We start from the raw sequence: 12,694 nt of genomic DNA, 5'->3' as shown, positions 1-12,694 counted from the left end.
GCGCGACGGTTATACCGGGGGCAACGCTCTGTATGTGCCGCACTGCATTGTTTGTCGCGCAATTGGTCCTAGGCTGCGGGAATGCACCGCGCCCTTGTCCCGCCCTTCTCCCTGCTGCTTGTCGCCGCCTTGCCGACCGCGCTCCATGCCCAATCCGCGTTGCAAAGCCGGGTCGAAGACGTTTTGCGCAGCGCCAGCCCCGGCACGCGCTTTGGCCTGGTCGTGGTAGATGAGACCGGCACCGAAATCGTCGCGATCAACCCCGATCAGCGTTTCATCCCGGCCTCCAATACCAAGATGTTCACCACTGCCGCCGCTTTCTGGTCGCTGGGCGCGCTCGACCAGCCCGATGAAGCGGGCGGTGCGGCGGTGCGGATCGACCAGACCGGCAACCAGCGCGACGTGATTCTGGAAGGGCATGGCGATGCTCGCCTGTCGAGCGCGCCCACTTGCACGGTCGATTGCCTTGGGACGCTGGCCGATGCGGTCGCCGCAAAGACGCGCGTGGTGCGCGATGTGGTCGGCGATGACAGCCTCTATCCCGACGAGCGCTGGAGCCCGGGGATGAGCTGGAACAACATCCCGACCAAATCGGGCACCGCCACCTCTGCGCTGACGCTCGACGACAATGAACTGCCCGTCACCGTCGCGCCGACCACGCCCGGTCGCCCGCCAACGGTGACGCTGCCACCCTATTACACGCTCGAAAATGGCGCGCTGACAACGGCGGCGGGGGCATCCGCGATCACCTTCGACCGCGCACCGAATGGCACGGTGGTGCGGCTTGGCGGGACAATCGCGGTTGGCCACCCCCCCGAGCAATTGCGCCTTGGCATCGACGATCCCGCGCATCATGCTGCATGGATGCTGCGCAATATGCTGGTTGCGCGCGGCGTTCGCGTGACGGGCGATGTCAGCGTGCGCCATCGCCCGCTCATGCCCGCCGACGACCCGGCAATCCGGCGTGGTGCTCCCGCCGCACGCGCACCGGCCACCACCCCGCTCGCCCGGCTGATGCCACCGCCGCTAAGCGAGGATCTGACGTTGATCAACAAGGTCAGCCAGAACCTCCACGCCGAACTGATGCTGCGTCGCATCGCGTTGAAGAGCGGCGGCGGATCGATCGCCGATGGCCAGGTCGCCGTGCGCGCGATGCTTGCCGAGGCGGGCGTGCCGCGCGTGGCGTTCGACTTTGCGGATGGCTCGGGCATGTCGAGCTACAACCGGGTGACGCCGCGCGGCGTGGTTACCTTTCTGCGCTGGGTCAGCGCGCAGCCGTGGGGTGCCGCGTGGCGCGCAACACTGCCGGTGGGGGGCGAGGGCACGCTCACGCGCCGCTTTGCCGGCACAGCGCTCGACCACAGATTGTTCGCCAAAACCGGCACGCTCAACGCCACCAACGCGCTGTCCGGCTATATGATCGCCAAGAGCGGACGCACGCTGACGATGGCGTTTTACGCCAACGATGTTCCCGAAGGCGCGAGCGCGACCAAGGCGATGGACGCCGCCTTGCTCCTGATCGCATCGCAAAACTGAGAGACGGGTAATGACCGATTATGTCGCCGACTTTCGTGCCCATGGCTACGCCATCGTGCGCGGATTCTTTTCGCCCGCCGAGGTCGCCGCGATCGGCGCGGCGATGGACCAGGTCTATGCCGAGGGCGTCGCGCATGGCCGGAGCTTTCGCCACGGCAATTTGTTCTACACCGTCCGCCCCGGCCCCGACGGTGCCCCGCATGTGCCGATGGTGCAATGGCCGTCCTACCATGTCGCGCTACTGAACCAGACGCGGCTCGATCCGCGCTGGGCCACGCTGCTGGAGCCGCTGATCGGGCGCGACATCAAACAGATCATCAACCAACTGCATTGGAAACTGCCCGATCGCAGTGGCGATTTTGCCTGGCATCAGGACGCGAAATCGCGCCGCCCGGCCGAAGCGTATCGCAATCTCGGCAGCTCTTACGTCCAAACCGGCCTCGCGATCGATCCGCACAATCCGGGCAGCGGCGGCATGCGCTTCATCCCCGGCAGCCACACGCGCGGAGCGCTGCCGCTCGACCCCGCCGCGTCGCTCGGCCGCTCGCCCGAAGACAGCGCGCTCGACGCGGCGGGCCTGTCGCCCGAGGACCAAGTCGACCTGATCCTCGAACCCGGCGACATCGCTTTGTGGAGCCCGTATCTGGTCCATGCCTCGGGCACCAACACCGCCACCCACCTGCGCCGCTTCTACATCAACGGCTATGTCCGCGCCGAGGATTGCGACCGCGGCGAATGGACCTTCCGCGACGGCCAGCCGGTCGCTTTGGGCGCGGAACAGGCGCTGGTGCATTACGAGCAATTGCGCGAACGGCCCGAGCCGCATTTCGTTTAGGGGGCAACGCTAAGCGACTGGGATTGGTGGGGAGCGGGCGTTACCGGGATGGTGAGCAACGTTGTGCACTGGTACCCCGAGCACTGGAGAATGTCACCGCAAGCTGCCAGCATTCCGCCACGACGACTCAAGGGAGATTTTATGGGTAAAATCTGGCTCGAAGGATTGGCGCTGCTGACAGTTGTCTTTTCCTACAACCAAACGGCTGCCGCTGCTGTAACTGACGGAACATCAAAGCTGCCTTGGCAGATCGATGGTACACCGGGGGTCTGCCTGCTCACGCGAACCATTCCGGGTACAAGCCCCGCCCTCTTCGCGATTCGCACAGTGCCGGGTAGCGATCGATACAGATTTATCTTTGCCGGGGAGCAGATACTTAAGACCTCACTGGCGTCGAACAAGCGCGCTGAAATTGTATTTGACGACGGCAAGCCCAGCATCGACGCTTGGTCGTCCGGAATTCGCCTGTCGCCTTATCCCTACGCAGTTCAAGCAGAGTTTGAAGATGGGACAGTTATAAGGAGACTTGGGCAGGCCGCCTCGGTTGGAGTAAAAATTGAAAAAAATAATGTCGGTCTCGCAGTATTGGAAGGCGCAGGCAAAGCGGCTGAGGCTCTCAACTCCTGCATCACTGAGCAACTTGTTCAGTGGGGCGCCGACCCTGCGCAATTTGCGCCAAATGGTATGCCGCCAGCCCCACTTCGAAGGAGGGACGATTGGCTTTCGGCCGAGCAACTCGCCAAGATGGAAATAAAACACGATCGTAGCGCGATGCACGCCGAGTATTATTTGTCGATTAGCGTCGATGGTAAGGTGGACGGCTGCACACGGATCAACCCGGACTCCGGAAAAGATGATGCCGATCGCTGGATTTGCCCCGCGCTCGTGTCGCAGCACCTGTTCGAGCCAGCACATGATTCAGCCGGCAAAGCTGTACGCGGCGTGGTCTCCTTCATGTTCGACATTGTCACTGCAGCACGATGAATAGTGGAACGGCCCCCAATCACTAGCAGCGAAGAGGCCCGTCAACGTCCGCAACTGGGCGGAAGTTGCCGAACGGCACCATCAATCCCCCCTAACCCACCGTCCCCGCCACCGCATCGCCAGTCGCCGGTCGCAGCACGAAGATCCCGCTGTCGAAATGCCGCGTCGGGTGGACGCGGTTGGTCAGTAGCGTCCACGCATATCCGCGCTCGAAATCGATCCACAGGCCAGTGCCGGTAAAGCCCGTATGGCCTATCGTCTCGGCGGAACAGGCCGCTCCGCCCGACCAACCGTCAAACTTGCGCTCCCACCCGCACGTGCGATGCTCGTAGAGCGGGGTGCGGATCGCCCGCCGCATCGCGGGTGATGCTCCGCTCCCGTCCAGCACCCCGGTGGCGAAATCGAGCACGCCGCCGACCGTGCCGAACAGCCCGGCATGGCCGGTCTCGCCGCCCAACGCTGCGGCATTTTCGTCATGCACCTCGCCCTTCAGCACGCGGCCGCGCCACGCGCAGCGTTCGGTCGCCACCGCCGGGCCGGGCGGCGGGCCATAAGCGAGGCCAGCGCCGAGCGGCCAGGCCGAGAGCGGCGCGCCGGTCAGCCGTTCGACTGCGATGCCGAGCAGGATGAAGTTGATGTCGGAATAAACCGGCGGACCGTGCCGCCATTCGCGCTGCAGCACGAACGCGCGCAGCCGCTTCGGATCATCGCCATAGGTGTAGATCGGCTCGACGGCGGGGAAAAAGGTACGGTGGGCCAGGCAATCGCGGAAGGTCAGGCGGCGCTCGGGCGCGCCCGCAATGTCATACTGCCGCAGGTCGGGGATAGCCTCGGTCAACGGCGCATCGAGATCGATCCGGCCCTGATCTGCAAGGTGCAGGATCATCGTCGTCGTCGCGATCACCTTCGAGACCGAGGCGAGATCGAACCAATGCGCTTCGGTCAGGGGCTCCGGCTCGGGGAACAGCGCGGCGTGACCCGCGACCTGCACCGCGCGCCTGCCGTCAGCAGTGACGATGCCGAGCGTCGCGCCGGGAATACGCTCCTCGGCGACCGCCGCCGCCGCTGGCGCGAAGGCGCGTTCGATGTCGATCATGCCGCCTCCTCCCGCGCCCGCACCCGCGCAATCAACGGCAGGAACAGCACCGCCGCCAGGCTGAGCCCGCCCGACAGCCAGAAAAATCCATCAAAGCCGATATGCCGCGCAATATTGCCGCCTGCTCCGGCCAGCAGGCGCGGCAACAGGAAGGCAAAGCCCGACAGAAACGCATATTGCGCGCCGGGATAGCGCGGGTTCACCAGCATCGACAGGAACACGACGAAGATCGCCCCTTCCATGCCATGCGCGAATTGGTCGAGCGCGGTGGCGATATAGATGACATGCGGGCTCGGCGGCTGAAACCACAGCCACACGAAAATCCAATTGCCCAGCGCCGACCCGATCGCCCCCAGCGCCAGCGCACGCGTCAGCCGCAAGCGCACCGCCAGCAACGCCCCCACCGCGACCCCCGCCATGCTGCTCGGCAACGCGACGAAACCGTCGGCAATTCCCATGGTGGTAAGGTCGTAATGCGCCGCGATTTCCAGTGGCTTGGACAAAGCCAGCGTGAGCACGTCGCCCATGCGGTAAAAGCTGACAAAGGCCAGCAGCGGCAGCACCGGATAGCCAAAGCGCCAGAAGATATCGACATAGGGCCCGGCCATCGTCGATCGCCGTGCCCATGCTCCCGCCGGAAGGCGGACGATGCGCGGCAGCAGCGCCGCCATGATGACGAAGGGCAGCAGGCACAGCACCAGGACGGCAGTGGTGGCATCGGTTTTGGCGCTGATCCCGATCGCCGCCGCCGCGCGCAACACCAGCGCCCCCACCCCCGCCGCGAGGAACAGCGACAGGCCCAGGATCACGGCGCTGGCTCCGAGCCCGGTTGTCAGGGCAACGCTGCGCGCGGGTGGCGCAGCGCGCCCCGTGCCAACCTGTGGACGCATCATCGCCAGGATCGGCAGCGGCGCGAACGCACCGGCGGCGATCACCAGATAGGCCCAGGTCCAGTTGGCGTGATCGGCGACGATCAGTGCGCCGCTGCCCGCCGCGACCATCGCGCTGCGATAGCCCCACAAATTGGCGGCAGTGAGCGGGCCCTGCGTTTCGGGGGTCGGAGCCAGCTCGATCCGCCATGCGTCGGCCGAGACTTCCAGCGTCGTCGTCCAGAACGCCAGCAGTAAGGCGAACAGCGCGGTCAGCGGCAGGCTGGCATCGCTCGAGGTGAACGCCATTGCCACCATCGCGGCGAAAATGCCCAGTTGCGAAAGCATGATCCACCCAAGCCGCTGCCCGAAAAAGCGGGCGAAACCCGGCACCGAGAAGCGGTCCAGCAAGGGTGCCCAGAGAAATTTCAGCGTCGGCAGCAACTGCACCCAGCCGAAAAAGCCGATCAGCACCAGATCGACGCCGTGCTTCGCCAGCCGGGCCGACAGGATCGTCGAAAACATGTAATATGGCAGCCCGGCGGAAAAGCCGAGCAGCAAGTATAACGCGAAACGACTGCGCGCGGATTCCAGCCCGCTGGCAACGGTCGGCATTTCCGGCAGTGACGCGCCGGATACCACCGTCGACATCGCATTCCCCCACGTGCGGCCGCAATGCTGCGCCGCGGTCATGCTCCTCTGCGGTTGGCCCAGCGTCAATCCCGCACTGGTGCGCGCGCGCAACACTTTTGGTCAAATCCGTCGCAAGAGATGCCCATAGGCTATGGCACTCGCAAGAGAAACTATGGCGCGATGCAACATTCCTGTTACCTAATGTCCAGGGTTGCGCGGGGGCGCAAAAAGGGGGTTCAGACTATGACGTCGCTCAAGACTTTGCTCATTTCCGGCACGGCGTTCACCGCCTTGACGTGTCTTTTCGCCGGGACCGGGTTCGCCCAGACGACGCAGGAAGCGGCGACGCCGACCGGGGCAGCCACGCCCCTGATCGGTGCGGGAGAAACGTCGAGCAAGGCGGACTCGGCCGACATTCTCGTCACCGGCTCGCGCATCAAGCAGAACCCGAATGACAGCGCGCTCCCCTTGCAAGTCATCACGGTCAAGGAACTGCAACGCAACAGCATCAGTAGCCCCGAACAGCTGATTGCCTTCCTCACCGACAATGGCAGCTCGGCCGACAATCTCGCCAGCAACTCCGACGTCGTAACCTCCGAGCGGCGCGGCAATAACGGCGCGTCCTTCGCCAATTTGCGCGGCCAGGGCTCGGCGGCGACCTTGGTGCTGCTCAACGGGCGCCGGGTCGCTGCGCAAGGCACCACCGGGTCCGCCGTCGACGTCAATCAGATCCCGTTTGCCGCGCTCGACCGCGTCGAAGTGCTGAAGGACGGCGCATCGGCAATCTACGGCACCGACGCGGTCGGCGGCGTCATCAACTTCATCACCAAGAAGAATTATCGCGGCTTCGGCGCGACCGCCTTCACCGACGTAACCGAAAAAGGCGACGCGCCGATCTACCGCCTGTCGGCGATCGCCGGTTTCGGCGATCTCGACAAGCAGGGCTTCAACGTGATGGGGACGGTCAGCTATAGCTGGATTTCCCCGCTCGAGGCGCATTCGCGCAGCTTCGTCAATACCTTCCAGCATGACCGTGGGCTTGGCGTCGACACGCGCGGCACGCCGTTTGCGACGATCGTCAACCTGGCGGGCACCAGCTTTGCCACCTCGTCCGCATTCCCGCTGATCCCCGGAACGACGGTGCGCGCCACCGGCGGCATCAACGCCTTGCGTCTACCCGGCCAGGCCGGCTGTAACGCCGTGCCGGACCAGGATATTTACGATACCGACGTGTGGGGCGCACCGGGCAACGGCCTTGCTTGCTCCTACGACACCGGCAAGAACGTCTATCTCCAGCAGCAGCTCAACACGCTGACTTATCTTGGGCGCGCGGTGAAGCGCCTCGGCGGACACGAGATCGCGCTCGAAATCACCGGATCGAGCGCGGACTCGGTCAAGCGCTTCTCCCCGGTGCAGATCACCCCCAATACCACCACCCAAAATTACAAATATGCGCGAATCGCGGGCGTCAACGATGTCGCGTTCGACAACCTCGTCAGCCGCATCAACAGCGTGTTTCCGGGGCTGCTCAATGCCAACTCGACCTTCTCTTATCGCTGGCGCTGCGTCGAATGCGGGGAGCGCGAGATCTCGACCACCACCACCACTTTCCGCGCGGCGCTGAATGCGACGGGCCCGCTGTTCAAAGGGTGGGATTATAGCGCCGGCATTTCCTATGCCGACAGCATCTCTTCTTCGACGCTCGGCAGCGGTTATTATTATCAGGACGCGCTGGTCGCGGCGCTCAACAGCGGCGCGGTCAATCCGTTCCTGTTCCCCGGCCAGACGCAAAGCGCCGCCGGGATGGCAGCCATCCAGTCAGCCTCGGCCAACGGCGTCGTGCTGTATGGCGGCAAATATTCGGTCAAGCAGGGCGATGCGTCGGTCTCGGGATCGTTGTTCAACATGTGGGGCGGCATGGTGAAGCTCGCAGCCGGGGTCGACTTCCGGCGCGAGGAATATAAGTTCAACGGTGACCAGCGCGCCGTACAGCGCACGATCATTGCGGCACCATTCGACAATGGCAATGCGCTCAACGGCGTCCACCGCGACATCAAGGCGGTCTATGGCGAATTGCTCGTGCCCATCTTCAAGGGCTTCGAACTAACGCTCGCCGGTCGCCTTGACGATTATTCGGGCTTCGGAACGACGACCAATCCCAAGATCTCGCTCAAATATCGGCCGTTCAAGCCGATCATGTTCCGCGGCTCCTACAATACCGCCTTCCGCGTCCCGTCGTTCAACCAGATCTTCAATCCGGACACGGATTCGGTCTATACCGGGTCTGATTTCGCAGACCCCAAAAACTGCCCGAACGGCACCGTCAATGCGGCGAACGGCTGTCCGTCGCTCAATAACAACGTCAACATCCGCAACGGCGGGAACCTGGCGCTGGGACCGGAGACCGCGACGATGTTTAGCGGCGGCGTAGTGTTTGAGCCATCGCGCCACTTCAGCGCGACCGCAGACTTCTGGTCGATCAACCGCGACAACACCATCCAGGTGCTGCCGCTGCAATATCTGTTTGCCAATTATTCGATCTTCCAGGACCGCTTCATCCGCGATTCCACGGGCAAGCTGACCGTCATCGACCAGACCTATGCCAATGCGGGCAACACTAAGACCCAGGCCATCGACTTCACCGTGCGCGGCAGCATCGACGCGCTCGGCGGCAGCTTCGGCGCGGGGTTGGACGGCACGTTGCTGCTGAAGAAGGAAGAGAAGGTCAACGCCAGCGCCGCGACCATCCAGCAGCTTGGCGTATACTCGCTCGCGTCCGATCTCGGCCTGCGCTGGAAGCACAATGCGTTCGTGAGCTATTCGAACGATGATTTCAGCCTGTCGCTGACTCAGATCTTCCGCTCGGGCTACAAGAACCAGGTGCTGCCAGGCGTGCTGGCCGGCACCTTCAACCCGTCAAACGACATCACCGACGTCGCGGACTATATCTACTACAACCTCTCCGCTTCTTATAACGGGATCAAAGGGTTCAAGCTGACCTTCGGTGTGCGCAACCTGTTCGACACCAACCCGCCCTTCGCGATTTCCTATGACAGCAACAACGGCAGCGGCAGCTCATGGGAGCCGCGCGTCGCGGATCCGCGTGGTCGCTCCTTCACCATGCAGGCCGAGGTGAAATTCTAAACCGACGGCCACAAGCCGTCCTCAAACCAATGAAGCGCGCCCGGTTGCAATAGCGGTATCGACTGCAACCGGGCGCGCCGCGTCACAAAGGCCGCATTTCGTATCGTGTTAGCGCGAAGGTCGCGCCCTCAATGCGCCAAAGCGCTCTTGCTCCAACCAAGCGCCTGCGCGGTAACCGCCAATTGCGTGCGGTTGTGTACCTTGAGTTTGCGCATCAGCGCGGTCATGTGGGCTTTGACGGTCGCCTCGGCTATGCCGAGGTCATAGGCAATCTGCTTGTTGAGCTGGCCGCAATAGACGCCGTCGAGGACCTTGCGCTGTGTCGGGGTCAGGCGAGCGAAGGGAGCCGAAGCGTCTCGGTCCAGCGTGGCCTCGCTCACCGCTATTTGCTGCCTCGTCATCTAAGCCCTCTCCCCCTTTCGCGGCGTGACGGCACACGTCGCGTCCGACTGTCGGCTTCTGCCGATCGAACGAAACTCGATGCGAGTCTCGATGGCTTGATCCTATTCAAATTGGTTGGACAGATTCAAGCGCATATTACAATTTTTGCCGATTTGACGCGAATAATCTTGGAATATTGCGCATTGTTGTCGTACAGATACTCCTACGCAGCCCGCACATTGCGAGAGACTGCGGCGGAGAAGGGGGTCCGATGGTCCATTCGCAATCGCTGGCGCATGGGCGCACCGTGCCCGCCACCGCGCTGATCGCGGCGCACACGCGATGAGGCCCGAGGACTATCGCCTGATTTTGGCCGCCATTCTCGGCATCGGCTTGTCGATCGTGCTGATCGTCCGCGGGCGCTTGCATCCCTTCGTCGCCTTGCTGTCGGGCGCGTTCGTCGTCGGTATCATCGCCGGCCTGCCGATTGCCGACACCGCAAAGGCCATTCAGAAGGGCGCGGGCGATATTCTGGGCGGCACCGGGCTGGTGGTCGCGCTCGGTCTGGCACTTGGCGCGATGCTGCAATTGTCGGACGCGGCCGCAGGCCTCGCGCGGACCGCCTTGCGATGGGCCGGCGTACGCGGCGCGCCCTGGGCGAGCGTGGCGACGGGCCTCCTCATCGGCTTGCCGCTATTCTTCGAAACCGGGTTGGTGCTGTTGCTGCCGATCGTCGCGGCTGCTGCGGCGGCGCTCCCGGCGGGTGCGAACCAGGATTCGGCCAAGCTGCGGCTGATGTTGTCGGCCCTGGCCGGGCTGTCGGTGGTGCACGCGCTGGTGCCGCCGCATCCGGGCCCGTTGCTCGCAGTCGAGGCGCTGCACGCCGATTTGCTGCGCACGCTCGGCTACGGCTTGCTCATCGGCATCCCGACCGCAATCGTCGCCGGGCCAGTGCTCGCGAAATTCACCGCGCGCGGCGTAAAACTGGCCCCGCCCTTGCTCGCCCCGACGGTGCTGAACATGCCGGCACCCGCGAACTGGCGCGCGCTGCTGGTCGTGCTGATGCCCGTGGTCCTCATCGCAGCGGGCCAGGCGGTCGCGCTGCTGCCGCCGCCGGTCGCAGCGCGCTTTGGCATGCTTGCGGTGGCCAGCAATCCGGTCCTCGCATTGTTGATCGCGTGTTTGGCGGCGCTACCGCTGCTGTTCGGTCGGCGCATCGGCGATGCCAAGGTGCAGGAAGCGATCTGGGCCGAGACGATGCAGCCGGCGGGGGCAATCCTGCTGGCGATCGGTGCGGGCGGCGCATTGAAGCAAGTGCTCGTCACGGCTGGCCTGTCCGATTTGCTGGCGCGGGTCGCGACCGGCGGGCCGTTGTCGCCGATCGTGCTGGCGTGGCTGGTCGCGGTCTGTATCCGCCTCGCCACCGGTTCGGCCACGGTCGCGACGATCACGACTGCGGGGATCATGCCCGCATTCGTCGCCGCCTCGGGCGCGTCGCCCGAATGGATCGTGCTGGCGATCGGTGCCGGATCGCTCTTCTTCAGCCATGTCAACGATCCCGGATTCTGGCTGGTGAAAAGCTATCTCGGCATCGACACACCCGCGACGTTTCGCACCTGGTCGGTGATGGAGACCGTCGTGTCGGTGCTCGGACTGGCGTTGATCCTTGTTGCCAGCCACCTATTCTGACGGCACGCGCCCGACGCGGTGACCAAGGAACGACCGATGAATGAAGGCCGCTTAGCCGACCGGGCCTATGCCGGGATCGTCGAGATCATCAATGGCGACGGGCTGGCGGTGGGCGATCGCCTGCCGTCCGAGGCGCGCCTGGCAGAAATGTTCGGCATGTCGCGCACGATCGTGCGCGAGGCGCTCGTCCGCCTCGCCGCCGACGGCATTACCGAGGCGCGCCGCGGTGCGGGCTCATTCGTCAAGGGTCGCCCTTCGGACCGGCTGATCGCGTTTTTGCCGATGGACCATATGTCGGCGACCTTTGGCACGTATGAGGTGCGCTTCGTGCTCGAAGCCGAGGCGGCGCGCCTCGCGGCCACGCGCCGCTCGAGCGCCGAAATGGCGGCGATCGAGGCCGCGATGCACGCGCTCCGCACCGCCTTGCTGTCGAGCGCACCGGCGCATGACGAGGATATGGCGTTGCACCGGCAAATCGTGCTGGCGACCGCCAACCCCGCCTTTCTGGTCGCGTTCGATGCGCTGTTCGGCGATGTCGACCGGATTATGCGCGCCGGTGTCGATATTTCGCGCTCGCGCCCGCCCGAGGTGATCGGCGCGATGCTGCGAGAGCATGAGATGCTGGTCGACGCGATCCGGGTGCAGGATGCCGACGGCGCGGCGCTGGCAATGCGCTGGCATTTGTCGGAAGGCCGCAAGCGGCTGCTGCCCTAATTGCGCAACAGCGCGGTCGTGCTGCTGGGCGTCGCGCGCTTGCCACCGCCTGGCACAAGCCAGCCACCATCGCTCAACCAGTCGGCGAGCCGGTCAGGCCAATGTTGCAGCGAGACGCGCTCGGCATGCATCGCGACGTTGAAGCCATGGTCGGTATCGGCGAACAGGTGCAGTTCCGCCGAGACATGCGCGCCGCGCAATTGCTGGTAGAGCGTGAGGGTCGGCTCGGCGCAACAGGTGTCCAGGGTCCCGGCGGCCAGGAACGCTGGCGGCGCTTCTGCAACCGCTCGCGCGGGCACGCCGAGCGGCCCCGGATAGATCAAAACCTGAAAGTCGGGTCGCGCGTCGATCCGATCGATGGCATCGCCCGAAGGCTCGGGCGGTGCCGGGTTGTCTGCAACCAGCGACACGAGTTCGCCGCCTGCCGAAAATCCCATAAGGCCGATGCGACGGGGATCGACGCCATATTCGGCAGCATGCGCCCGCACGAAGCGCACGGCCCGCCGTGCATCGGCCGCCGCGTCGCGCTCGATGCGATAGTTTGAGCCCGTTTCCCGGGCGAGACGATATTTCAGTACAAACACCGTCACGCCAAAGCGGTTGAGCGCACGGGCGGGCATCAACCCCTCATTCACCCACACCAACATACGGTGGCCACCGCCGGGCGCGATGATGATCGCCGCGCCATTGGCATGCTGTAGATTTCCGCTGAGAAGTGACCCGGTATTTCCATCGAGAATTGACCCGGGTGAAGGTATGTCCCGCAGAGCGGGTTTTGGGTCAAGCTGGTGATTTTTCCTTTCGTGGTTTTGG

Annotated in this window: 10 protein-coding genes; 6 read left to right on the top strand and 4 right to left on the bottom strand. The window is 64.3% G+C overall.

Going from position 1 to position 12,694, the window contains the following annotated elements; all coding sequences use genetic code 11:
* Positions 1-81 precede the first annotated feature (81 nt).
* The 3 genes from dacB to ACP7BL_RS15515 all read left to right on the top strand — a co-directional run bounded on the left by dacB (position 82) and on the right by ACP7BL_RS15515 (position 3,355).
* Complete coding sequence (dacB, locus tag ACP7BL_RS15525; protein ID WP_426258784.1) at positions 82-1,536, top strand: D-alanyl-D-alanine carboxypeptidase/D-alanyl-D-alanine endopeptidase; 1,455 nt, start codon at positions 82-84, stop codon at positions 1,534-1,536.
* Between the two features lie 10 nt (positions 1,537-1,546).
* Positions 1,547-2,371, top strand: a complete 825-nt coding sequence (locus ACP7BL_RS15520) for a phytanoyl-CoA dioxygenase family protein (RefSeq protein ID WP_426258783.1) — start codon at positions 1,547-1,549, stop codon at positions 2,369-2,371.
* 141 nt (positions 2,372-2,512) lie between these two features.
* Positions 2,513-3,355, top strand: coding sequence for a hypothetical protein (locus ACP7BL_RS15515; protein WP_426258782.1), 843 nt, complete (start codon positions 2,513-2,515; stop codon positions 3,353-3,355).
* A gap of 91 nt (positions 3,356-3,446) precedes the next feature.
* On the opposite strand, the gene ACP7BL_RS15510 is transcribed toward ACP7BL_RS15515, so the two are convergent.
* Positions 3,447-4,451, bottom strand: a complete 1,005-nt coding sequence (locus ACP7BL_RS15510) for a serine hydrolase domain-containing protein (protein ID WP_426258781.1) — start codon at positions 4,449-4,451, stop codon at positions 3,447-3,449.
* Positions 4,448-5,971, bottom strand: a complete 1,524-nt coding sequence (locus tag ACP7BL_RS15505; RefSeq protein WP_426258780.1) for a permease — start codon at positions 5,969-5,971, stop codon at positions 4,448-4,450. The genes ACP7BL_RS15510 and ACP7BL_RS15505 overlap by 4 nt, the downstream gene beginning before the upstream one ends.
* Before the next feature lie 225 nt (positions 5,972-6,196).
* On the opposite strand from ACP7BL_RS15505, the gene ACP7BL_RS15500 reads away from it, so the two are divergent.
* Positions 6,197-9,097, top strand: a complete 2,901-nt coding sequence (locus ACP7BL_RS15500; RefSeq protein WP_426258779.1) for a TonB-dependent receptor domain-containing protein — start codon at positions 6,197-6,199, stop codon at positions 9,095-9,097.
* Positions 9,098-9,225: 128 nt separating this feature from the next.
* On the opposite strand, the gene ACP7BL_RS15495 is transcribed toward ACP7BL_RS15500, so the two are convergent.
* Positions 9,226-9,498 carry a helix-turn-helix domain-containing protein gene (locus ACP7BL_RS15495; RefSeq protein ID WP_033964489.1) on the bottom strand — a complete coding sequence of 91 codons (273 nt, stop codon included), beginning with the start codon at positions 9,496-9,498 and terminating at the stop codon, positions 9,226-9,228.
* Positions 9,499-9,820: 322 nt separating this feature from the next.
* Between ACP7BL_RS15495 and ACP7BL_RS15490 the strand changes: the two genes are divergently transcribed.
* Entirely contained in the window at positions 9,821-11,167 is a 1,347-nt protein-coding gene (locus tag ACP7BL_RS15490; protein WP_426258778.1) for a GntP family permease, read from the top strand.
* Between the two features lie 36 nt (positions 11,168-11,203).
* Positions 11,204-11,881 carry a FadR/GntR family transcriptional regulator gene (locus ACP7BL_RS15485; RefSeq protein WP_426258777.1) on the top strand — a complete coding sequence of 226 codons (678 nt, stop codon included), beginning with the start codon at positions 11,204-11,206 and terminating at the stop codon, positions 11,879-11,881.
* Here the strand turns inward: ACP7BL_RS15485 and ACP7BL_RS15480 are convergent.
* Positions 11,878-12,501, bottom strand: a complete 624-nt coding sequence (locus tag ACP7BL_RS15480; protein WP_231565029.1) for an alpha/beta hydrolase — start codon at positions 12,499-12,501, stop codon at positions 11,878-11,880. The genes ACP7BL_RS15485 and ACP7BL_RS15480 overlap by 4 nt on opposite strands.
* Positions 12,502-12,694 lie beyond the last annotated feature (193 nt).

It is taken from the genome of Sphingomonas sp. DC1600-2 (assembly GCF_049897605.1).
Taxonomy (GTDB): Bacteria; Pseudomonadota; Alphaproteobacteria; order Sphingomonadales; family Sphingomonadaceae; genus Sphingomonas.
This window is presented reverse-complemented; position numbering and strand designations above follow the sequence as displayed.

Coding starts and splice junctions, on each gene's coding strand:
- dacB (WP_426258784.1), top strand. CDS start 82: ATGCACCGCGCCCTTGTCCCGCCCTTCTCCCTGCTGCTTGTCGCCGCC.
- ACP7BL_RS15520 (WP_426258783.1), top strand. CDS start 1,547: ATGACCGATTATGTCGCCGACTTTCGTGCCCATGGCTACGCCATCGTG.
- ACP7BL_RS15515 (WP_426258782.1), top strand. CDS start 2,513: ATGGGTAAAATCTGGCTCGAAGGATTGGCGCTGCTGACAGTTGTCTTT.
- ACP7BL_RS15510 (WP_426258781.1), bottom strand. CDS start 4,451: ATGATCGACATCGAACGCGCCTTCGCGCCAGCGGCGGCGGCGGTCGCC.
- ACP7BL_RS15505 (WP_426258780.1), bottom strand. CDS start 5,971: ATGTCGACGGTGGTATCCGGCGCGTCACTGCCGGAAATGCCGACCGTT.
- ACP7BL_RS15500 (WP_426258779.1), top strand. CDS start 6,197: ATGACGTCGCTCAAGACTTTGCTCATTTCCGGCACGGCGTTCACCGCC.
- ACP7BL_RS15495 (WP_033964489.1), bottom strand. CDS start 9,498: ATGACGAGGCAGCAAATAGCGGTGAGCGAGGCCACGCTGGACCGAGAC.
- ACP7BL_RS15490 (WP_426258778.1), top strand. CDS start 9,821: ATGAGGCCCGAGGACTATCGCCTGATTTTGGCCGCCATTCTCGGCATC.
- ACP7BL_RS15485 (WP_426258777.1), top strand. CDS start 11,204: ATGAATGAAGGCCGCTTAGCCGACCGGGCCTATGCCGGGATCGTCGAG.
- ACP7BL_RS15480 (WP_231565029.1), bottom strand. CDS start 12,501: ATGCCCGCCCGTGCGCTCAACCGCTTTGGCGTGACGGTGTTTGTACTG.